Origin of the sequence: Paraburkholderia caballeronis, assembly GCF_900104845.1 — a bacterium.
Lineage (GTDB): Bacteria > Pseudomonadota > Gammaproteobacteria > Burkholderiales > Burkholderiaceae > Paraburkholderia > Paraburkholderia caballeronis.
In genome coordinates this window covers 3,403,472-3,423,900 of the sequence record NZ_FNSR01000001.1, presented here as the reverse complement: position 1 = coordinate 3,423,900, position 20,429 = coordinate 3,403,472, and the positions used below count along the sequence as shown (strand labels likewise).

Below are 20,429 nucleotides of genomic sequence, written 5' to 3'. Positions count from 1 at the left end.
GGAGACCGGCGATGGAAGTCATCAACCACACCGTCATCAACCTGATCATCTTCGTGCTGGCGGTGTACGTCGGCTATCACGTCGTCTGGAACGTGACGCCCGCGCTGCACACGCCGCTGATGGCCGTGACGAATGCGATCTCCGCGATCGTGATCGTCGGCGCGATGCTCGCGACCGGGCTCACCGTCGGCGGCCCGGGCAAGTTTTTCGGCACGCTCGCGGTCGCGCTCGCCGCGGTCAACGTGTTCGGCGGCTTCCTCGTCACGAGGCGAATGCTCGAAATGTTCCGCAAGAAGGAGCCGAAGAAGCTGGCCGCCACGAAGGAGGACGCGCGATGAGCATGAACGTCGTTACGCTGCTCTACCTGGTCGCGTCGGTGTGCTTCATCCAGGCGCTGAAGGGGCTGTCGAACCCGAAGAGCGCGCGCGCCGGCAACGTGTTCGGCATGGTCGGGATGGCGATCGCGATCCTGACGACGATCGCGCTGATCGCGCGCGAGGCCGCGCAGTTCGGCTCGAACCTCGGGATCGGCCTCGGGCTGCTGTTCGCGGCGCTGATCGTCGGCGGCGGCGTCGGCGCGTATATCGCCGCGCGCGTCGAGATGACGAAGATGCCGGAACTGGTCGCCGCGATGCACTCGCTGATCGGCCTCGCGGCGGTGTGCATCGCGTATGCGGTCGTGTCCGAGCCGGCCGCGTTCGGGCTGGTCGCCGAGGACGCGCCGTATCCGGGTTTCCTGCCGTACGGCAACCGGATCGAACTGTTCATCGGCACGTTCGTCGGCGCGATCACGTTCTCCGGCTCGGTGATCGCGTTCGGCAAGCTGTCCGGGAAATATAGGTTCCGGCTGTTTCAGGGCGCGCCGGTCGTCTATCCGGGCCAGCACCTGATCAACCTGATGCTCGCGCTCGGCATGATCGGCTTCGGCGTCATCTTTTTCCTCACGCAGTCGTGGCTGCCGTTCATCATCATGACGCTGATCGCGTTCGCGCTCGGCGTGCTCATCATCATCCCGATCGGCGGCGCGGACATGCCGGTCGTCGTGTCGATGCTGAACTCGTATTCGGGCTGGGCGGCCGCCGGCATCGGCTTCTCGCTGAACAACGCGATGCTCATCATCGCGGGATCGCTGGTCGGGTCGTCCGGCGCGATCCTGTCGTACATCATGTGCCGCGCGATGAACCGCTCGTTCTTCAACGTGCTGCTCGGCGGCTTCGGCGCGGAGCCGGGCGCGGCCGCGGCGGGCGGCGCGCAGGAGCAGCGCCCGGTGAAGTCCGGCTCGGCCGACGACGCGGCGTTCATGCTCGGCAACGCGGAGTCGGTCGTGATCGTGCCGGGTTACGGCCTCGCGGTCGCGCGCGCGCAGCACGCGTTAAAGGAGCTGACCGACAAGCTGATCGAGAAGGGCGTCGACGTGCGTTACGCGATCCATCCGGTCGCGGGCCGGATGCCGGGCCACATGAACGTGCTGCTCGCGGAAGCCGAAGTGCCGTACGACCTCGTGTACGAGATGGACGACATCAACAACGAGTTCGGGCAGACCGACGTGGTGCTGGTGCTCGGCGCGAACGACGTCGTGAATCCGGCCGCGAAGAACGACCCGAAGTCGCCGATCGCGGGAATGCCGATCATCGAGGCGTACAAGGCGCGCACGGTGATCGTGAACAAGCGGTCGATGGCCGCCGGTTACGCGGGGCTCGACAACGATCTGTTCTACATGGACAAGACGATGATGGTGTTCGGCGACGCGAAGAAGGTGATCGAGGACATGGTGAAGTCGGTTGAGTGAGGGGCGCCGCTTTCGTCGATCTCTTTGTTGTCACGTGGGTCACGTCGATCGCGACGGCGCGTTCACGCGCCGCAGATAGTCCGCGAGCCGCCGGCCGCTGACGTCGGGAAACGGCTCCAGCACCTCGATGCGCTCCATCCGCGCGATGTCGAAGTTGCGGAAGTCGTCGCGCAGTTCGCACCACGCGCCGACCGTCCAGCGCGCGCCCCAGTACGCGAGGCCGAGCGGCCACACGCGCCGCTCGGTCAGCGCGCCGAGCCGGTCGCAATAACCGAAGCGCACGACGAGCCGCGTGTCCACCGCGCGGTGCAGCGCGTCGACTTTCTCCGGGAACGCGCGGTCGATGTGGAACGACGGCGCGAACACCGCGAGCCGTTCGATCACCGCGCGTTTGTCCGACGGCATCGCGGCGGCGATCTTCGCGAGCGCGCCGCGCGCGCCGCCGGCGAGCGCCGTGCCGCCCCACGATTCGGCCATCCGCGCGCCGACCGCGAGCGCGGTCAGTTCGTCGGCGGTGAAGGTGAGCGGCGGCAGGCTCGCGGTGCGCGCGAGCCGGTAGCCGATGCCCGCTTCGCCTTCGATCGGCACGCCCGACAGTTGCAGGTCGCGCACGTCGCGATAGACGGTGCGCGGCGACACCGCGAGCCATTCGGCCAGTTGCTGCGCGGTGGTCAGGCGGCGGCCGCGCAGCAGTTCGGCGATCTGGAACAGACGGTCGGCGCGACGGGACATGGCGGGAACAGGGGGAAAGAGACGGCGCGGGCCGCAACGAAGCGATGCGGCATGATAGCGCCGCCGGTGCCGTCGCGGCCCGTTTGTCCGGATGCCTGATTGCCGGGCCGATTAAGCGAGCTTCGGCGCGTGCAGACCGACGCGGTTGCCTTCGGTGTCGATGAAGTGGCCGATGTAGCCGTAGTTGTCAGGCAGTTCGACGGCCGGGCCGAGTTTCCTGCCGCCGGCTTTTTCGATGCGGTCGAGCGCGGCTGTCACCGACGGTTTCGCGTTCAGATAAACGAGCACGCCGTCCGCATTCGGTTTCGATTCGGGCGGGTTGTACACGATGCAGCCGCCGGTGTCGGCCTCGGCGTGCCGGAACAGCGACATCGGCACGCCGCCGGACACTGCGCGTTGAAGCGATACGTCGAGCGCGGCTTCGTAGAAGCGCGTCGCGCGCTCGAAATCGTGCGCGGGAATCTGGAACCAGGCGATGACGCGGGACGTTTCAGTGGACATGATCTTGCTCCTCGGTGACGGATGAACGACGACTGCTCGATTGCGCCGTGGATGGCGTAGCCGCAGTGTGCGGACCGGCTGCTGACAGCGTTCTGTCAGTAGCGTTCGGGGAGAGGGGGCGGTGTGCGTCGATCGCGGCGGCGGCTGTCGTTGCGACAGAGGACGCGGGACGGCAGGGCGTTGATACGGCTGGGGTTGCGGCGCGGTGAGTGGCGAGTCGCGGATGGCGGATAGCGGCTCGCATTCAGTGCCGCGCGTATGACTCGCGGCCTGTCGCGGCCTTAGCCGACATTGCACGCCGCCGTCGCCGCGTGTGGGCGCGAGATGCGGATCACCGGCGCGCGCCCGGATCGCCGCGGTTTTGTGGCGGTGCGGGTGTTCTGCCTGTGTGTGGCGACGAACCGCACGCAAACGTGCCGACGCGGCCGAATCGTCGCCGCGCTCGGGGAAACACGACGGAAGAGCGTTTAGACAGGCCGGCACCGGGCGATACCGGACTCCACTACCGGTCCGCGCAACCCACGCGCGGCACAGACCCTCTACCTCAAACCGGCTTCTGCGCGCCGTCCTCGCTCGCGCCGTCTGCGTTGGCAGGCCGCTGCCGCACGCTGCCCGCGATCAGGTCGAAGCGGAACAGCCGGCATTCGAGCGCGCCGTTATAGAGCGGCGTTTTCGCCGATTCGCGCAACCGGAGCTGCCCCGGCAGCTTGCGGTCCGACGTCAGGATGAACGCGCGCCAGCCGGTGAAACGCTGCTTCAGCGCATCGCCGAGCGCCTGGAAGAACTCGCTGTCCGGCGCGTCGGTCTGCGCGCGGCGGAAGCCTTCGTCGTCGCCGTTCGATTCGCGCAGGCTGCGCGCGGTCGGCCGCGCCTCGCCGCGCGCGTTGCGGCCGCGCACCTCGATCCGCTCGCCGTACGGCGGATTCGCGACGACGATCCCCGGCGTCGCGGCCGGCGGCGCCATGTCACGCGCATCGACCTGCTTGAGCGGCACGTTCGCGAGGCCCGCGCGCTGGAAGTTCGCGCGCGCCTTGTCGAGCATGTCGCCGGAAATGTCGCTGCCGTAGATCTGCAGGTCGCGCGCCGCGCGCCGCGCGTCGTCGCGCGCGGCCGTCGCCGCGCTCTTCAGGTGACGCCACGCGGCCGAATCGAACTGCCTGAACTTCTCGAACGCGAAGCGGCGGTCGATGCCCGGCGCGATGGCGAGCGCGACCTGCGCGGCTTCCGCGAGGAACGTGCCGCTGCCGCACATCGGGTCGTACAGCGGCGTGCCGGGCGTCCAGCCCGTCAGCCGCAGGATGCCGGCCGCGAGATTCTCGCGCAGCGGCGCCGCGCCCTTGTCGAGCCGCCAGCCGCGCTTGAACAGCGGCTCGCCGGACGTGTCGAGGTACAGCGTGCAGTCGGTCGCGGTCAGGAATGCGAACACGCGGACGTCCGGCAGCGCGGTGTCGATGCTCGGCCGCGCGCCGCTCACTTCGCGCAGCCGGTCGCAGATCGCGTCCTTCACGCGCAGCGTCGCGAATTCGAGGCTGCGCAGCGGCGACTTGATCGCCGTGACGTCGACGCGCAGCGTCTCGTTCGCCGAAAACCACTGCTCCCAGCGTTGCTCGCGCGCGAGCGCGTACACGTCCTGCTCGCTGCGGTACGGGCGCTGCGCGATCTTCAGCATCACGCGGCTCGCGATCCGCGAATGCAGGTTCGCGGCCATGCCGCCCGCCCAGTTGCCGCGGAAATGCACGCCGCCGGGAACCTCGGCGCCGGGTTGCAGCGCGCCCGGCGGCAGCCGGTTCGCGGCGGTGTCGGCCAGTTCGGCGGCGAGCGCGGCTTCGAGCCCGCGCGGGCAGGGGACAAAAAATTCGAAGGACATGAAGGGAAGGAGGAGACGGTGCGGCGGAAGGCGCTATTGTACGCGGTTGCGCGCGTCGGGCCGGACGACGGGGCGGTGAAAGCCTCCGTGCGGGACGGGGGCGGCGGGAGCGCGCTCATGCGCGGGCCGCGCCCGGACAGCCGCCATGCGACGCGCTTCAGCCGTGGCCGCCCGCATCCGCGTCGCGGCGCGCGCGCAGCGGCCACACGAGATCGAGCGGATGCCGCGCGATGCGCCGCCAGATCGCGCGCACGAGCGGCCACACTTCGCTGCGCCGCAGCCCGCGCGAGCGGACCGCCATCAGGAGCGCGAGCGCCCAGGGCCCCGCGCGAGCAGCGGACATCGCGGGATGCGGCGCGGCCAGGTTCGCGAGGGCCGTGTACGCCAGCGCAACCCCATGCGCGTTCCACGGGGTCCGGTGCGCGCATCGGCGTCGGCGCATCGTCGCCCCGCGCGGCGGCGCTCAGCTCCCCGCCGCGACGGCCGCCGGACAGGGGATGCCGACCGGCGCCTTCGCGCGGCTAGCGGAGCCGGCGGCCGTCGTCGTCGCGACCGCCGGTCCAGCCTGAGAAAGCGTGCGCACGCCGGTCGCGATCGCGTCCGACAGCGCCTGCACCGCGCGCCGATGTCCGTCGACGAGTTGTTCGTACCCGTCGCCGACCCGCTCGTTGACGACGCTGCGGCAGGTCATCACGTTCTGCGTGCGCAGCGACCGCACGCTCCACACCGCGTCGATCAGCGCGTGCGAGCCGGGCCACGACTCGAAGCGCTGCACGTTCACGCTGACGCGGTACACCGGCACGTTTTCCGGATGCGGCGAGCCGTACACGTCGATCGTGCCGAGCTGCTGCGCGAGGTCGCCCGACAGCGCGCGGCGCACCTCGTCGCCCGGCAGCGACGCCCAGCGCTCCTGTTCGAGCATGTCGACCTGCGTTGCGCTGCGCTGCACGACGAACTGGTTCTTCGCGACCTGCGACGGCATGTCGACCGGCGCAAGCTCGATCAGCCAGGGCGGATTCGCGACGGCGGGCGCGGTCGTATCGCCGGGGTTCAGCGTGTAGAAGCGGCTCGGCGGCGACGCGCAGCCGGCGAGGGCGGCCGCCGCGAGCGCGCACGCGGTGAAGAGCGCCGCGCCGGCGCGGCGGGCGGCGCGGCGCGGCGCGCGCGCGGCGGCGGGGCGCCGGTCGAACGTCATGGCTGGTCTCCTGATTTGCCGCGCAGCAGCGACTCGGGGTGGCGTTCCAGATAATCGGACAGCGCGTTCAGCGACTGCAGCGTGCGCGTGAGTTCCTGCAACGCCTGGTGCACGTCTGACTGCAGCGGCGAGTCCTGCTGCAGCGTCGCTTCCGCGCTGCCGAAGGTCTTCTGCGCGGCCGCGAGCGTGTCGCGCGCCTGCGGCACGAGCTGGCCGTTCAACTGCGTGAATAGCTGGTTCGCGTTCTTCAGCGCGCTGTTCAGGTTCGTGCCGATCTGGTCGAACGGGACCTGATCGAGCTTTTTCGCGATGTCCGCGACCTGCAGCTGAAGCTCGTCGAGCGTGTTCGGCACGGTCGGCAGCTCCATCGGGTCGCGGTCCAGCTTCGCCTGCGCGGGCGCGGCCTTCGGGAACATGTCGAGCGCGATGTACAACTGGCCGGTCAGCAGGTTGCCGGTGCGCAACTGGCCGCGCAGCCCGCGCGACACGAGCCGCTTCAGCAGTTCGTGGCTCTGCGGCGTCTGCGGCGCGGGCGGCTCGCCGCGCACGCGGCGCGACAGCCGCAGCGGGTACAGGTCCATCGTGACCGGCATCGTGAAGTTGTGCTGCTTCGGGTCGTACTGGATGCCGATGTCCGTCACCTGGCCGAGCGTGATGCCGCGGAAGTCCACCGGCGCGCCGACCGCAAGCCCGCGCAGCGACTGGTTGAAGTACATCACGACGCGCACCGGCGGGCCGTCCGGCTCGCGCATCGCGTCGTTCTCGTCGGATGCGAGCAGGAACGTCGAATTGTCTGCCGCCTGCTGGCCGATCGGCTGGCCGGCCGGCTGCTGGAACGCGATGCCGCCGACGATCACCGTCGCGAGCGACTGCGTGTTCAGCTTGAAGCCGCTCGAATCCAGTTGCAGGTTCACGCCGCTCGCGTGCCACCAGCGCGTGTTGCCGCCGACGTACTGGTCGTACGGCGCGTTGACGAACACCTGCAGCGTGACGCCGGTGCCGTCCTTGTCGAGCGAGAAGCCGGTCACCTGGCCGACCTGCACGCGCCGGTAGAAGATCGGCGAGCCGATGTCGAGCGAGCCGAGCGAGTCGCCGTGCAGCGTGTAGCGGTGGCCGCGCTCGTCGATCGTCACCGCGGGCGGCGTTTCGAGCCCGACGAATTCCGACTGCGACTCGGTCGAACGGCCGGCGTCCGCGCCGATGTACGAGCCGGACAGCAGCGTGCCGAGCCCGGACACGCCGGTCGCGCCGACCCGCGGCCGCACGATCCAGAAGCGGCTGTCCTTCAGCGCGAACGCTTCGGCGTCCTTGGTCAGCTCCACCTCGACGAGCACGTGCGACAGGTTGCTCGACAGCTTGATCGAGCGGACCGAGCCGATGTCGACGGCCTTGTACTTCACCTTCGTCTTGCCGGGTTCCAGGCCCTCGGCGCTCGCGAAGCTGATCGTGATCGTCGGGCCGCGGTTCGCGACTGACCGGACGACGAGCGCGACGCCGATCAGCGCGGCGATCAGCGGCACGATCCAGACGAGCGACGGCAGCCAGCGGCGCGGCGGCACGATGTCGGGCTCCGGCAGGTCGGGCGGCAGCGGGCCGCCCGCGGACGGCGGAGTCGGTCCTTGCGGACTATTCATGGGGACGGTCCTGAGTGTGTTGCGGTTGTTGCAGGGGTGGCTGTGGCGGTTGGGGCAACGGCGGCGTGCCGTTGCGGCGCCGGTCCGGACCGGCGTCGTTCAGCGGGTCCCAGATCAGGCGCGGGTCGAACTGCAGCGATGCGAGCATCGTCAGGATCACGACCGAGCCGAACGCGATCGCGCCCGGCCCCGCGGTGATCACTGCGAGAGACTGGAAGCGTACCAGCGCGACGGTCAGCGTGACGACGAACACGTCGAGCATCGACCAGCGGCCGATGAACTCGACGAGCCGGTACAGCGACGTGCGCTCGTGCGGACGCCACGTCGAGCGGCGCTGCGACGTGATCGCGAGCAGCGCGAGCACCGACAGCTTCAGCATTGGCACGAGGATGCTCGCGATGAACACGATCACCGCGAGCGCCCAGTCGCCCGAGGTCCAGAAGAACACGACGCCGCTCATGATCGTGTCGTCCTGGTCGCCGACGAGCGACGCGGTGTGCATCACCGGCAGCAGGTTCGCCGGGATGTACAGCAGCGCGGCGGCGATCAGCAAGGCCCAGGTGCGCATCAGGCTGTCCGGGTTGCGCCGGTGCAGCGGCGCGCCGCAGCGCATGCAACGCTGCTGCGCGACCGAGCGCACGAGCGGCTGCACGCGTCCGCACGCGTGGCACGACGCGAGGCCGGCGGAGGCGGCGGTTCGGTATTTCATCGCGGCGGGCGTCCGTAGACGGCGGCGCGGCGCGCGCGGCCCGGCGCGCGGCCGCGGATGTCGGGCAGCGCCGGCAATGCGCCGTGCGGGCCGGGCAGGCCGCCGGCGCCGCGTGGATCGTCGGAGTCGTGCGGGGCGTCCGGGTTGCCTCGATCGCCCGCGTCACCCGCATCGCCGGCCGGGCCGCCGCGCGACGCGCGCGCGCCGGCGCGCAGCGCATCGGCGATGTCCCATAGCGTGCGCGAATCGAACGTGACGACGACCGTGAACATCAGTGTCAGCGCGCCGAAAGCGAACAGCGACGTCTCCGGAATCACGCGCGCGAGGCTCACCATTTTGACGATTGTGATCAGCACGCCGAGCATGAACACTTCGAGCATCCCCCACGGCCGCACGAACTGGATCGCGCGCAGCACCCGGTTGAAGCCCGGCGGAATGAAGCCGTAGCGCACCGGCAGCAGCACGTACAGCAGCGCGACCATCTCGGTCAGCGGGAACAGGACCGTCGCGCAGAACACCATGATCGCGACGATCTGCATGTCCTCTTCCCACAGCACGACGAGCGCGCCGAACAGGCTCGACTGCGTGTGGATGCCGTTCGCGTCGAGTTCGACGATTGGGAACGACTGCGCGATGATGAACGTGACGAGCGCCGCGAGCGTGATCGCGCAGATGCGGTCGAGCTGCGCCGACGAGCTGTGATAGAGCGTGGCGCCGCAGCGCGGGCAGCGCGCCGACTGGCGGCCGAGCAGGCGCGGTTTGCGGTACAGCGCATCACATTCGTGACACGCGATCATATTCTCGAAAGCCATGCGGGCAGGTGACGCAAAACGGCGTTGACGGGAACGTGCAGCGCCGTGCGCGCACGCGTATGCAACGGTCAGCGGTTGCTGCGGCGTCGCGCCATGTTACCAAACGGACTGTTTAGCGTGCTAAATCGCGGCGTCGGGGCCGTCCGGCGGGGCTTTGGCCACGGCGTTGGCTGCGGTTCGCCCCTTCGTGCCTGTTATTCGTCGCGGCGGTTCGCGACGCGCGTCGCCGTCGCGCGACCGACCGCTGCGCCGCAGCTACCCTCGCGGCCAACCCGTAGCAAACTCGGAGTGCGCAGCCGGACCGGCGCGCGGGCGACGAGTGTGACACGGTTGCGCGCCGCGCGTCCGCGAGCGCGGCACGCCGCCCGGCCGCACCGGATGGAATAAACGCGGCCGCTGCCGCGTTGAGTTCACCATTGACCGCCCGAATGAGACGCACCGACCGATGACCGCCGACCCCGAACGACTCCCGCCCGCCGGATGGACGCGCACCGCGATCGCGCTGCACTGGCTGATCGCGCTGCTGATGATCTGCGCGTTCGGCCTCGGCTGGGTGATGACCGACATCCACGGAATCACGCCGACGAAGCTCCGCTATTATTCGTGGCACAAGTGGCTCGGCGTCACCGTGTTCGCGTTCGCGGCGCTGCGCGTGCTGTGGCGCGCGACCCATCGTGCGCCGCCGCCGCCCGCGATGCCCGCGTGGCAGCGCCAGGCCGCGCACGGCGTGCACGGGCTGCTGTACCTGCTGATGTTCGCGGTGCCGCTGTCCGGGTATCTGTTCAGCTCGGCCGCGAACGTGCAGGTCGTTTATCTCGGCATCGTGCCGCTGCCGATGCTGATCGCGCCCGACCCGGCGCTGAAGACCGTGCTGCGCGACGTGCACGTCGCGTTGAACTATACGCTCGCCGTGCTCGTCGTGCTGCACGTCGCCGCGGCGCTCAAGCATCAGTGGTTCGATCGCGACGGCCTGCTGTCGCGGATGATTCCGTTCATCGGACGAGGACGCACATGACCCCGCGTGATTCGATCAGCCGTTTTTACGCGACGCTCGCGGTTGCCGCGTCGCTTGTCGCCGTGGCTGCCGTGCTCGCCACGCCGGCCAACGCCGCCGCGCAGTTCGATCCCGCGAAGAGCACGCTGACCGCCGTGTCGAAGCAGATGGGCGTGTCCGTCGAAGGCCGCTTCACGAAGTTCGACGCGCAGATCGACTTCGATCCCGCGAAACCCGCCGCCGGCACCGCGCGCGTGACCGTCGACGTCGGCAGCTACGATCTCGGCGACGCGACCTATAACGACTCGGTGCGCGGCCCCGACTGGTTCGACGCGAAAACCCATCCGCAGGCGACGTTCGTGTCGACGTCGATCGCGCCGGCCGGCGCGAACCAGTATCGCGTGACCGGCCAGTTGACGATCCGCGGCCACGCGGAAACCGTGGTCGCGCCGATCACCGTCGCGCAGCAGGGCGCCACGCAGACGTTCGACGGCACGCTGCCGATCCGGCGTCTCGCGTTCGGCATCGGCGCGGGCGAATGGAAGGACACGTCCGTCGTCGCCGACGAAGTGCAGATCCGCTTTCACGTCGTCACGCAGCGTCAATAGCGGCGGCGCGCTTTCGTCTCGCTTCACTCACATCGATAACCAAGGAGGCTCAGTTGAAACCATCCCTGTTGATGACCGTCGGCGCGCTCGCGGCGTCGCTGTCGTTCGGCGCGTTTGCGGCCGACACCTATCAGCTCGATCCGCAGCACACGTATCCGAGTTTCGAGGCCGATCATTTCAACGGGCTGTCGGTGTGGCGCGGCAAGTTCACGAAAAGCTCGGGCACCGTGACGCTCGATCGCGCCGCGAAGACCGGCACGCTCGACGTCACCGTCGATCCGTCGTCGGTGCAGACCGGCAATGCGGCGCTCGACGAGCATCTGGCCGGCGCGGACTTCCTCGACGCCGCGAAATATCCGACCGCGACGTACAAGGGCACGCGGATCGTGTTCGACGGCGACCGGCCGAAAGAGGTGATCGGCACGCTGACGCTGCATGGCGTCACGCGGCCGTTGAATCTTCAGATCCAGTCGTTCAAGTGCATCCAGCATCCGATGCTCAAGCGCGAGGTGTGCGGCGTCGAGGCGACCTCGGCGTTCGACCGCTCGGACTTCGGCATCGACTCCGGCAAGCAGTACGGCTTCCAGATGAAGACGACGCTGCACATCCAGGCCGAAGGGGTGAAGCAGTAACGCGCGTCGTTTTACGCGTTCCTTTCCGCGCGGAATAAAAAAAGCCGGTTCCAAGGAACCGGCTTTTTTGCGCGAGCCGCGCGTATCGCGCAGGCTCAGACCTGCGCGCCCGCATTCGGATCGTTCGGATCGTGGCGTTCCTTCTTGTCCTTCACCAGATCCTCGCGCTTCACGCCGAACCACATCGCGAGCGCCGCCGCGACGAACACCGACGAATAGATGCCGAACAGGATGCCGACCGTCAGCGCGAGCGCGAAGTAGTGCAGCGTCGGGCCGCCGAACAGGAACATCGACAGCACCATCATCTGCGTGCTGCCGTGCGTGATGATGGTCCGCGACATCGTGCTCGTGATCGCGTGGTTGATTACTTCGATCACGGTCATCTTGCGTTCGCGGCGGAACGTCTCGCGAATCCGGTCGAAGATGACGACCGACTCGTTCACCGAATAACCGAGCACCGCGAGCACCGCCGCGAGCACCGACAGCGAGAACTCCCACTGGAAGAACGCGAAGAAGCCGAGAATGATCACGACGTCGTGCAGGTTCGCGAGCACGCCGGCCACCGCGTATTTCCACTCGAAGCGGAACGACAGGTAGATCACGATGCCGGCGACCACGCACGCGAGCGCGAGCAGCCCGTCGGTCGCGAGTTCCTTGCCGACCTGCGGGCCGACGAACTCGACGCGCTGCAGCTGCACCTGCGGATTCGCGGCCTTCAGCGTCGTCATCACCTGGTCGCTCTGCTGCGCGGACGTGAGACCGGTCTTCAGCGGCAGGCGGATCAGCACGTCGCGCGAGGTGCCGAAGTTCTGCACCTGCGCGTCCGCGTAGCCGATCTGCGCGAGCGACGCGCGCACCGGCTCCAGTTCGAGCGCCTGCGGATACTGCACCTCGATCACCGTGCCGCCGGTGAACTCGACCGACAGGTGCAGCCCGCGATGCAGCAGGAAGAACACCGCCGCGATGAACGTCACGAGCGAGATCGCGTTGAAGATCAACGCGCGCTGCATGAACGGAATGTCTTTACGGATGCGGAAAAATTCCATCGTGTTCTCCGGGATCAGCGGGACGAGCCCGGTTTGCCAGGCGTCGAGCCGGTGCGGCGGCGCACGACCGGCTTGCCGGCGCGCGGCGCGGCTTTCGCGCCGGCCGTTTCGCCGCGCGGCTTCTTCGTCGCGGCGGCGACCGCGCGGCCCGTGTCGGTGCCGGCGTCCGCGTCGCTGGCGAGCGCGGGCGCGCCGTCGGCCGCGAGCGAATCCGGCCGCCACACCTGGCCGATCGCGAGCGACTTCAGCTTCTTCTTGCCGCCGTACCACAGGTTCACGAGGCCGCGCGAGAAGAACACGGCCGAGAACATCGACGTCAGGATGCCGATGCAGTGGACGACCGCGAAGCCGCGCACCGGGCCGGAGCCGAACGCGAGCAGCGCGAGGCCGGCGATCAGCGTGGTCACGTTCGAGTCGAGAATCGTCGCCCACGCGTGCTGGTAGCCGTTCTGGATCGCGAGTTGCGGGGCCGCGCCGCGGCGCAGTTCTTCGCGCACGCGCTCGTTGATCAGCACGTTCGCGTCGATCGCCATGCCGAGCGCGAGCGCGATGGCCGCGATGCCGGGCAGCGTCAGCGTGGCCTGCAGCATCGACAGGATCGCGATCAGCAGCAGCAGGTTCACCGACAGCGAGATCACCGAGATCAGGCCGAACAGCATGTAGTACGCGATCATGAACACCGCGATCGCCGCGAAGCCGTACACGACCGAGTCGAAACCCTTGCGGATGTTGTCCGCGCCGAGGCTCGGGCCGACCGTGCGTTCCTCGATGATTTCCATCGGCGCGGCGAGCGAGCCCGCGCGCAGCAGCAGCGCGAGGTCGGTCGCGGCCTGCGGGGTCGGCTGGCCGGTGATCTGGAAGCGGTCGCCGAGTTCGGACTGGATCGTCGCGACGGTCAGCACTTCACCCTTGCCCTTCTCGAACAGCACCATCGCCATCGGCTTGCCGATGTTGTCGCGCGACACGCTGCGCACCGCGCGGCCGCCGGCCGAATCGAGACGGATGTTCACGGACGGGCGCTGATGCTCGTCGAAGCCGGCCGACGCGTCGATGATGCGGTCGCCGGTGAAGATCACCTGCTTCGAGAGCAGCACCGGCGTCTGGTTGCCCTGCGTGAACAGTTCGTAGCCCGGCGGCACCGGGTCGGACGGGCTCGGATGCAGCAGCACGGGATTCGCGAGGCGCGCTTCGAGCGTCGCGGTGCGGCCGATGATGTCCTTCGCCTTCGCGGTGTCCTGCACGCCCGGCAGTTCGACGACGATGCGGTCGCTGCCCTGCTGCTGGATCACCGGCTCCGCGACGCCGAGTTCGTTCACGCGGTTGTGCAGCGTCGTGATGTTCTGCTTCAGCGCGGCGTCCTGCACCGAGCGCATCACCGCCGGCGTGAACGTGCCGACCAGCTGATAACCGCCGTCCGGCGCGTTGCGGCTCGCCCATTGCAGTTCGGACACGCCGGTCGCGAGCGCGGCGCGCGCCTCGTCGGCCGTCGCCGGGTCCGCGAAGTTGATCACGACCGACTGGTCGGCGCGGTTCACGCCGCCGTCGCGGATGTTGCGCTCGCGCAGCAGCGCGCGGGCGTCGGCCGCGTCGGAATCGAGCTTCTTGTTCAGCGCGCCGGCCATGTCCACCTGCAGCAGGAAGTGGACGCCGCCGCGCAGGTCGAGGCCGAGGTACATCGGCAGCGCGCGCAGCGCGGTCAGCCAGCGCGGCGACGCGCTCTGCAGGTTCAGCGCGACGATGTACTGCGGATCGTTCGGATCGGCGTTCAGCGCCTTTTGCAGCAGGTCCTTCACGCGCAGTTGCGTGTCGGTGTCCGCGACGCGCACGCGGATGTTCGCGTTCGTCGACGAGTTGTCGAACGTCACGTCGTCGGCCTTGATCTGGCTGCCGGCGAGCGCGGTCTCGACCTGCGCGAGCGTGCCCGCGTCGAGCCGGACGGTCGCCTTGCCGCTCGACACCTGGACCGCCGGCGCTTCGCCGAAGAAATTGGGCAATGTGTACACGAGGCCGATGACGAGCGCCACCAGCATCACGACATATTTCCAGAGGGGATAACGGTTCATTGGATGGCCCAACGAGAGAGGGGAGTTGCCTTTTGAAGCGCGGCGTCCGGCGCGGCCTTCGGGAGAAGACGCGGCGCCGGACGCGACAGGCCGTTCTGGACGACGCCTGAAGGAGCAGGTCTTACAGCGACTTGATCGTGCCCTTCGGCAGGATCGTCGAAACCGACGACTTCTGCACGGTGATTTCGGTGCCTTCCGAGATCTCGACGCCGACATACGCCTCGTCGACCTTCGTCACCTTGCCGACGATGCCGCCGCTCGTGATGACTTCGTCGCCCTTCGCCATCGCGGCGAGCATGTTGCGATGTTCCTTCTGGCGCTTCATCTGCGGACGGATCATGATGAAGTACAGCACGGCGAACATCAGGATCAGCGGCAGGAAGCTCATCAGGCTCGATTCTGCGCCGCCGGCTGCGGAGCCTTGTGCGAAGGCGTTGGAAATGAACGACACGTTGGTCTCTCCGTTCGTGGATACGGTCAAAAAGCAAGCCGGTTATTCTACCACCGGCGCCGGGCGCGACGACGCGGCCGATATGGCTTTCCGATCAAGCTGTTATTGAGGATCGCCGCGGCTCGCCTGCATCTGTCGCGAAAGGCGATTGTAATGTGTGTCGAGCCTTTCGCGACGATGCGCGCAGCGCGCGGGTTGAACGAAGCCGGCAAACCCCGGCCGCGATCCGCGCGCTGCGTGTGCGTGACGATGATGCGCGACGAGTCAGTCCACGCCGCGCGCGCGGTTCTCGTGGAAGCGCCGGCGGAATGCGTCGAACGTCTTCGTCTCGATCGCCGCGCGCATCTCGCCCATCAGTTCGAGGTAGTAGTGCAGGTTGTGGATCGTGTTCAACTGCGCGCCGAGAATCTCGCCGACCCGATGCAGATGGTGCAGGTAACCGCGCGTGAAGTGGCGGCACGTGTAGCAGCCGCACTGTTCGTCGAGCGGGCGCAGCGAGTCGCGATGCGTCGCGTTGCGGATCTTGATGTCGCCGAAGCGCGTGAAGAGCCACCCGTTGCGCGCGTTGCGCGTCGGCATCACGCAGTCGAACATGTCGACGCCCGCCGCGACGCCGGCCACCAGGTCCTCGGGCGTGCCGACGCCCATCAGGTAATGCGGCTTGTCGGCGGGCAGCTTCGGCGCGATGTAGTCGAGCACGCGCATCATGTCCTCCTTCGGCTCGCCGACCGACAGCCCGCCGATCGCGTAGCCGTGGAACGGCATCTGTGCAAGGCCCGCGAGCGATTCGTCGCGCAGGTCCTCGAACATGCCGCCCTGCACGATGCCGAACAGCGCGTTCGGATTGCCCAAGGCGTTGAACTCGTCGATCGAGCGCTTGGCCCAGCGCATCGACATCCGCATCGATTCGGCCGCGTCGTGGTGCGACGTCGGCACGCCGTTGGTCGCGTACGGCGTGCATTCGTCGAACTGCATCACGATGTCCGAGTTCAGCACTTTCTGGATCTGCATCGACACTTCCGGCGACAGGAACAGCTTGTCGCCGTTCACCGGCGACGCGAAGCGCACGCCGTCCTCGGAGATCTTGCGCAGATCGCCGAGCGAGAACACCTGGAAGCCGCCCGAGTCGGTCAGGATCGGCCGGTTCCAGCCCATGAAGCGGTGCAGGCCGCCGTGCGCGGCGATCGTGTCGAGGCCGGGGCGCAGCCACAGATGGAACGTGTTGCCGAGGATGATCTGCGCATGGATTTCTTCGAGTTCGCGCGGCTGGATCGCCTTCACGGTGCCGTAGGTGCCGACCGGCATGAAGATCGGCGTCTCGACGACGCCGTGGTTCAGCGTGAGGCGGCCGCGGCGCGCGAGGCCGTCCGTCGCCAGCAGGTCGAATTGCAGGCCGTTTTGCGGGCGCTCGCCCAGACAGGCGCCGTCGCCGGCGCGTGCGGTTGCGTCATGACCGTCGGTCATCGATTGACTCCTGTGCCACCGGAATACAGTCCGGCGCGGGTGATAACTGCCGCTGCGTGGGGCGGCGGCGGGGATGAGGTTGGGGTTGGTTCGTGGCCTGGCGGCGTTGCACGGGACGGCTGTAAGGCGCTAAAGAGCCTGCTCCTGCCGGCATAACAGCATTGCGTCGCCATAGCTGAAAAACCGGTAACGCTCGTCGATCGCATGCCGATACGCGGCCCGGATCGTCTCCATTCCCGCGAACGCGGACACCAGCATCAGCAACGTCGACTTCGGCAAATGAAAATTCGTCACCAGCCGGTCCACGACGCGGAACCGGTAACCCGGCGTGATGAAAATGTCCGTTTCCGCCGCGGTCGCCGCAAGCGGCCGGCCGGCGTTCTCCGCGTCGCGCGCGGCCGCTTCCAGCGCGCGCATCGACGTCGTGCCGACCGCGACCACGCGCCCGCCGCGCGCGCGCGTCGCGGCGATCCGGTCCACCAGCGATTGCGGCAGCTCGTACCACTCGCTGTGCATCTGATGCTCCGCGATGTTCTCGACCCGCACCGGCTGGAACGTGCCTGCGCCGACGTGCAGCGTCAGCGTCGCGCGCTCGATGCCGCGTTCGTCCAGCCGCGCGAGCAGCGCGTCGTCGAAGTGCAGCCCGGCGGTCGGCGCGGCGACCGCGCCCGGATTGCGCGCGAACACCGTCTGGTAGCGCGTTTCGTCGGTCGCGTCCGCGTCGTGCGTGATGTACGGCGGCAGCGGCAGGCGGCCATATTGCTCGATCAGCGTCAGGCAGTCGTCCGGAAAATGCAGCGTGTAGAACGGCTCGACGCGCTCGCCGACCGTCACGTCGAACGCGTCCGCGAGGCGCAGCGTCGTGCCCGGCGCGGGGCTCTTGCTCGCGCGGATCTGCGCGAGCGCGGTGCGCGCGCCGGTCAGCCGCTCGACCAGCACCTCGATCTTGCCGCCGCTGGCCTTCTGGCCGAAGAAGCGCGCCTTCAGCACGCGGGTATCGTTGAACACGAGCAGGTCGCCCGGCGCAAGGCAGCCGGGCAACTCGGCAAAACGGCGATCGACGAGCCGCGGCGGCTGCGCGAGGTTGTCCACCTCAAGCAGACGGCTCGCGCTGCGCTCGGGCAGCGCGGTCTGCGCGATCAGCTCGGCAGGCAGGTCGAAATCGAAATCGGAAAGCTTGAACATGCGGCCAGATAAGACAGGAATGCGGGATGGCGCAGGGGCGCCGTGCGGCGATCGCCGCCGGAATGCGCCGCCGGCCGGTGCCGAGCGGCTATGATTGCGGGACGGCGCAACCCGCCGCGACGCCCATGTTGCGAGGACCGCCACGGCGGCGCGCCCGAACCGCGCGCTGCTGGAAAGCCGATATTGTACTTGTGAAGCTGCTCATGCCCTCGTCCGTCAGTCGTTGGATGTCCGAAACCGATCCCGCGAACGATCCGCGCGAGCCCGCGGCGGACGGCGCGCGCGGTGCGAAGCGGACGGCGGGCGGCGGCGTGCTTCGGCGCGGCGAGATCGGGCAGGGGACCGGCGATCCGCACGGACGCGCGCACGACGCCGGCCCGATGCAGGACGTCGACGCGCGGTTCGATTCTTCGGCATCGCCCGCAGCGGACGCGTCGCCATCCGGCGCAGCCGATGCGCGAGCGACGCCTCGCGCCGCCGCAGGCCGCCGCAAGAAAGACGACGCGAACGCGAAGCCGGACGCGGACGGCGAATCCGACGCCGCCAACGACGATAGCCCGTCGCGAAAGACCCGATCCGCGAAGGAAAAGCCGGCCAGGGCCAAACCCGCCGTCACCAAAACCGCCGACCGTCTCGCGAAGCTCGGCCTCACGCGCGGAATCGACCTCGTGCTGCACCTGCCGATGCGCTACGAGGACGAGACGACGCTGACGCCGATCGGCGAACTGCTGCCGGGCGGCATCGCGCAGACCGAAGGCGTCGTGTTCGACAACGAGATCGCGTACCGGCCGCGCCGCCAGTTGCTGGTGAAGCTGCGCGACGACGCCGGCGACGAACTGGTGCTGCGCTTCCTGAACTTCTACGGCTCGCAGGTCGCGCAGATGGCGCCGGGCAAGCGGCTGCGGGTGCGCGGCGACGTGCGCGGCGGTTTTTTCGGGATGGAGATGGTGCACCCGGCGGTGCGCATCGTCGACGGCGACACGCCGCTGCCGCAGGCGCTGACGCCGGTCTATCCGTCGACGGCCGGCGTGAGCCAGGCGTATCTGCGCAAGGCGATCGACAACGCGGTCGCCCGGACCGAACTGCCCGAACTGCTGCCGGAGCCGGTCGTCCGCGAGTTCCTTGCGCCGCTCGGCGTGCCGGCGCTGACCGACGCGGTGAAGACGCTGCACCATCCGCCGGTCGATGCGGACGAAACCGCGCTGATCGACGGCAGCCATCCGGCATGGACGCGGATCAAGTTCGAGGAGCTGCTCGCGCAGCAACTGTCGCTGAAGCGCGCGCACGAGGAGCGGCGCACGCGCGCCGCGCCGGCGATGCCGCTGCGCGACGCGGCCGGCGACTCGCTCGTCGCGCGGCTGCGCGCGGCGCTGCCGTTCGCGCTGACCGGCGCGCAGCAGCGCGTCGTCGGCGAGATTTCGCGCGACCTCACGCAGCCGCATCCGATGCAGCGGCTGTTGCAGGGCGACGTCGGCAGCGGCAAGACCGTCGTGGCCGCGCTCGCGGCGGCGCAGGCGATCGACGCCGGTTATCAGGCCGCGCTGATGGCGCCGACCGAAATCCTCGCGGAGCAGCATGCGCGCAAGCTGCGCGGCTGGCTCGAACCGCTCGGCGTGCAGGTCGCGTGGCTCGCCGGCAGCCTGAGGGCGAAGGAGAAGCGCGCGGCGCTCGAAGCGGCGGCGCTCGGCACCGCGCAACTGGTGATCGGCACGCACGCGATCATCCAGGACGCGGTCGAGTTCGCGCGGCTCGGTCTCGTGATCGTCGACGAGCAGCACCGGTTCGGCGTCGAGCAGCGGCTCGCGCTGCGCGCGAAGGCGCAGAACGCGAAGTCGCCGGCCGACGGCGCGCGCGAGTTCCAGCCGCACCAGTTGATGATGTCCGCGACGCCGATTCCGCGCACGCTCGCGATGACGTATTACGCCGACCTGGAAATCTCGACGATCGACGAACTGCCGCCGGGCCGCACGCCGATCCTGACGAAACTCATCGCCGACGGCCGCCGCGACGAGGTGATCGCGCGCGTGCGCGAAGCCGCGCTGACGGGCCGCCAGGTGTACTGGGTGTGTCCGCTGATCGAGGAAAGCGAGACGCTGCAACTGCAAACCGCGGTCGAGACCTATGAAACGCTGGTCGCCGCGCTGCCGGAACTGACGGTCGGCCTCGTGCACGGCCGCCTCGCGCCGGCCGACAAGGCCGCGGTGATGGACGGCTTCTCGCGCAACGAGGTGCAGTTGCTGGTCGCGACGACGGTGATCGAAGTCGGCGTCGACGTGCCGAACGCGTCGCTGATGGTGATCGAGCACGCGGAGCGGTTCGGCCTCGCGCAGTTGCACCAGTTGCGCGGGCGGGTCGGGCGCGGCAGCACCGCGTCGGTCTGCGTGCTGCTGTACAGCGGGCCGCTGTCGCTGACCGGCCGCGAGCGGCTCAAGACAATGCGCGAGACGACCGATGGTTTCGAGATCGCGCGCCGCGACCTCGAAATCCGCGGTCCCGGCGAATTCCTCGGCGCGCGCCAGTCCGGCGCCGCGATGCTGCGCTTCGCGAGCCTCGAAAACGACGGCTGGCTGATCGAGCCCGCGCGCGGCGCGGCCGAACGACTGTTGCGCGACTACCCGCACGTCGTCACGCAGCACCTGAACCGTTGGCTCGGCGCGCGCGAGCACTACCTGAAGGCGTGACGCACGCGTCATTTGTCTCGCCGGCCGACCTCGATCCCGTTCCGTCCCCGCATTGGGCTTTGAATA

The 20,429-nt window shown here is 68.8% G+C and carries 19 protein-coding genes; 6 read left to right on the top strand and 13 right to left on the bottom strand.

From position 1 onward, the window contains the following. Positions 1-11 precede the first annotated feature (11 nt). Together BLV92_RS15240 and BLV92_RS15235 are read left to right on the top strand one after the other, a co-directional pair. The gene (locus BLV92_RS15240; RefSeq protein WP_090546229.1) at positions 12-338 is read left to right on the top strand and encodes an NAD(P) transhydrogenase subunit alpha part 2; all 327 of its coding nucleotides are present in this window, start codon (positions 12-14) and stop codon (positions 336-338) included. Next, the gene (locus tag BLV92_RS15235) at positions 335-1,789 is read left to right on the top strand and encodes an NAD(P)(+) transhydrogenase (Re/Si-specific) subunit beta (protein ID WP_090546227.1); all 1,455 of its coding nucleotides are present in this window, start codon (positions 335-337) and stop codon (positions 1,787-1,789) included. The genes BLV92_RS15240 and BLV92_RS15235 overlap by 4 nt, the downstream gene beginning before the upstream one ends. Before the next feature lie 39 nt (positions 1,790-1,828). On the opposite strand, the gene BLV92_RS15230 is transcribed toward BLV92_RS15235, so the two are convergent. From BLV92_RS15230 to BLV92_RS15200, 8 genes are all read right to left on the bottom strand, one after another. Next, the gene (locus BLV92_RS15230) at positions 1,829-2,521 is read right to left on the bottom strand and encodes a helix-turn-helix transcriptional regulator (protein ID WP_090546225.1); all 693 of its coding nucleotides are present in this window, start codon (positions 2,519-2,521) and stop codon (positions 1,829-1,831) included. A 111-nt stretch (positions 2,522-2,632) separates the two neighbouring features. Further along, the gene (locus tag BLV92_RS15225; protein WP_090546222.1) at positions 2,633-3,022 is read right to left on the bottom strand and encodes a VOC family protein; all 390 of its coding nucleotides are present in this window, start codon (positions 3,020-3,022) and stop codon (positions 2,633-2,635) included. A gap of 544 nt (positions 3,023-3,566) precedes the next feature. Then, positions 3,567-4,889: a THUMP domain-containing class I SAM-dependent RNA methyltransferase gene (locus BLV92_RS15220; RefSeq protein ID WP_090546221.1), complete on the bottom strand. Its 1,323-nt coding sequence runs from the start codon at positions 4,887-4,889 to the stop codon at positions 3,567-3,569. A 157-nt stretch (positions 4,890-5,046) separates the two neighbouring features. Then, on the bottom strand, positions 5,047-5,232 hold the full coding sequence (locus BLV92_RS31580; RefSeq protein WP_166676900.1) for a site-specific recombinase: 186 nt from the start codon (positions 5,230-5,232) through the stop codon (positions 5,047-5,049). A 120-nt stretch (positions 5,233-5,352) separates the two neighbouring features. Further along, positions 5,353-6,084, bottom strand: coding sequence for a PqiC family protein (locus BLV92_RS15215; RefSeq protein ID WP_090546219.1), 732 nt, complete (start codon positions 6,082-6,084; stop codon positions 5,353-5,355). Next, entirely contained in the window at positions 6,081-7,718 is a 1,638-nt protein-coding gene (locus BLV92_RS15210) for a PqiB family protein (RefSeq protein WP_090546216.1), read from the bottom strand. Before BLV92_RS15210 ends, BLV92_RS15215 begins: the two co-directional genes overlap by 4 nt. Next, positions 7,711-8,427, bottom strand: a complete 717-nt coding sequence (locus BLV92_RS15205) for a paraquat-inducible protein A (RefSeq protein WP_090546214.1) — start codon at positions 8,425-8,427, stop codon at positions 7,711-7,713. Before BLV92_RS15205 ends, BLV92_RS15210 begins: the two co-directional genes overlap by 8 nt. Beyond that, complete coding sequence (locus tag BLV92_RS15200; protein WP_090546212.1) at positions 8,424-9,239, bottom strand: paraquat-inducible protein A; 816 nt, start codon at positions 9,237-9,239, stop codon at positions 8,424-8,426. Before BLV92_RS15200 ends, BLV92_RS15205 begins: the two co-directional genes overlap by 4 nt. A gap of 445 nt (positions 9,240-9,684) precedes the next feature. On the opposite strand from BLV92_RS15200, the gene BLV92_RS15195 reads away from it, so the two are divergent. From BLV92_RS15195 to BLV92_RS15185, 3 genes are read left to right on the top strand one after another with little or no spacing between them, the layout of a single operon-like run. Continuing rightward, on the top strand, positions 9,685-10,254 hold the full coding sequence (locus BLV92_RS15195; protein ID WP_090546211.1) for a cytochrome b: 570 nt from the start codon (positions 9,685-9,687) through the stop codon (positions 10,252-10,254). Then, a complete protein-coding gene (locus tag BLV92_RS15190) occupies positions 10,251-10,841 on the top strand; it encodes a YceI family protein (protein WP_090546209.1) in 591 nt (196 codons plus the stop codon). Before BLV92_RS15195 ends, BLV92_RS15190 begins: the two co-directional genes overlap by 4 nt. 53 nt (positions 10,842-10,894) lie before the next feature. Continuing rightward, positions 10,895-11,473 carry a YceI family protein gene (locus BLV92_RS15185; protein ID WP_090546207.1) on the top strand — a complete coding sequence of 193 codons (579 nt, stop codon included), beginning with the start codon at positions 10,895-10,897 and terminating at the stop codon, positions 11,471-11,473. 95 nt (positions 11,474-11,568) lie between these two features. On the opposite strand, the gene secF is transcribed toward BLV92_RS15185, so the two are convergent. The 5 genes from secF to queA form a co-directional block, all read right to left on the bottom strand. Continuing rightward, positions 11,569-12,519 carry a protein translocase subunit SecF gene (secF, locus tag BLV92_RS15180; RefSeq protein WP_090546206.1) on the bottom strand — a complete coding sequence of 317 codons (951 nt, stop codon included), beginning with the start codon at positions 12,517-12,519 and terminating at the stop codon, positions 11,569-11,571. Positions 12,520-12,533: 14 nt separating this feature from the next. Further along, the gene (gene secD / locus BLV92_RS15175; RefSeq protein WP_090546204.1) at positions 12,534-14,582 is read right to left on the bottom strand and encodes a protein translocase subunit SecD; all 2,049 of its coding nucleotides are present in this window, start codon (positions 14,580-14,582) and stop codon (positions 12,534-12,536) included. A 121-nt stretch (positions 14,583-14,703) separates the two neighbouring features. Beyond that, on the bottom strand, positions 14,704-15,033 hold the full coding sequence (gene yajC / locus BLV92_RS15170; protein ID WP_090546202.1) for a preprotein translocase subunit YajC: 330 nt from the start codon (positions 15,031-15,033) through the stop codon (positions 14,704-14,706). A gap of 264 nt (positions 15,034-15,297) precedes the next feature. Further along, a complete protein-coding gene (gene tgt, locus BLV92_RS15165) occupies positions 15,298-16,497 on the bottom strand; it encodes a tRNA guanosine(34) transglycosylase Tgt (protein ID WP_090546200.1) in 1,200 nt (399 codons plus the stop codon). Between the two features lie 129 nt (positions 16,498-16,626). Next, entirely contained in the window at positions 16,627-17,682 is a 1,056-nt protein-coding gene (gene queA, locus BLV92_RS15160; protein WP_090546198.1) for a tRNA preQ1(34) S-adenosylmethionine ribosyltransferase-isomerase QueA, read from the bottom strand. 380 nt (positions 17,683-18,062) lie between these two features. On the opposite strand from queA, the gene recG reads away from it, so the two are divergent. Continuing rightward, positions 18,063-20,363: an ATP-dependent DNA helicase RecG gene (gene recG, locus BLV92_RS15155; protein ID WP_090547123.1), complete on the top strand. Its 2,301-nt coding sequence runs from the start codon at positions 18,063-18,065 to the stop codon at positions 20,361-20,363. Positions 20,364-20,429: the final 66 nt, after the last annotated feature.

Excerpts from the sequence above, each read along its gene's own strand:
- BLV92_RS15240 (WP_090546229.1), top strand. The coding sequence starts at position 12 with ATGGAAGTCATCAACCACACCGTCATCAACCTGATCATCTTCGTGCTG.
- BLV92_RS15235 (WP_090546227.1), top strand. The coding sequence starts at position 335 with ATGAGCATGAACGTCGTTACGCTGCTCTACCTGGTCGCGTCGGTGTGC.
- BLV92_RS15230 (WP_090546225.1), bottom strand. The coding sequence starts at position 2,521 with ATGTCCCGTCGCGCCGACCGTCTGTTCCAGATCGCCGAACTGCTGCGC.
- BLV92_RS15225 (WP_090546222.1), bottom strand. The coding sequence starts at position 3,022 with ATGTCCACTGAAACGTCCCGCGTCATCGCCTGGTTCCAGATTCCCGCG.
- BLV92_RS15220 (WP_090546221.1), bottom strand. The coding sequence starts at position 4,889 with ATGTCCTTCGAATTTTTTGTCCCCTGCCCGCGCGGGCTCGAAGCCGCG.
- BLV92_RS31580 (WP_166676900.1), bottom strand. The coding sequence starts at position 5,232 with ATGTCCGCTGCTCGCGCGGGGCCCTGGGCGCTCGCGCTCCTGATGGCG.
- BLV92_RS15215 (WP_090546219.1), bottom strand. The coding sequence starts at position 6,084 with ATGACGTTCGACCGGCGCCCCGCCGCCGCGCGCGCGCCGCGCCGCGCC.
- BLV92_RS15210 (WP_090546216.1), bottom strand. The coding sequence starts at position 7,718 with ATGAATAGTCCGCAAGGACCGACTCCGCCGTCCGCGGGCGGCCCGCTG.
- BLV92_RS15205 (WP_090546214.1), bottom strand. The coding sequence starts at position 8,427 with ATGAAATACCGAACCGCCGCCTCCGCCGGCCTCGCGTCGTGCCACGCG.
- BLV92_RS15200 (WP_090546212.1), bottom strand. The coding sequence starts at position 9,239 with ATGGCTTTCGAGAATATGATCGCGTGTCACGAATGTGATGCGCTGTAC.
- BLV92_RS15195 (WP_090546211.1), top strand. The coding sequence starts at position 9,685 with ATGACCGCCGACCCCGAACGACTCCCGCCCGCCGGATGGACGCGCACC.
- BLV92_RS15190 (WP_090546209.1), top strand. The coding sequence starts at position 10,251 with ATGACCCCGCGTGATTCGATCAGCCGTTTTTACGCGACGCTCGCGGTT.
- secF (WP_090546206.1), bottom strand. The coding sequence starts at position 12,519 with ATGGAATTTTTCCGCATCCGTAAAGACATTCCGTTCATGCAGCGCGCG.
- secD (WP_090546204.1), bottom strand. The coding sequence starts at position 14,582 with ATGAACCGTTATCCCCTCTGGAAATATGTCGTGATGCTGGTGGCGCTC.
- tgt (WP_090546200.1), bottom strand. The coding sequence starts at position 16,497 with ATGACCGACGGTCATGACGCAACCGCACGCGCCGGCGACGGCGCCTGT.
- queA (WP_090546198.1), bottom strand. The coding sequence starts at position 17,682 with ATGTTCAAGCTTTCCGATTTCGATTTCGACCTGCCTGCCGAGCTGATC.
- recG (WP_090547123.1), top strand. The coding sequence starts at position 18,063 with ATGCAGGACGTCGACGCGCGGTTCGATTCTTCGGCATCGCCCGCAGCG.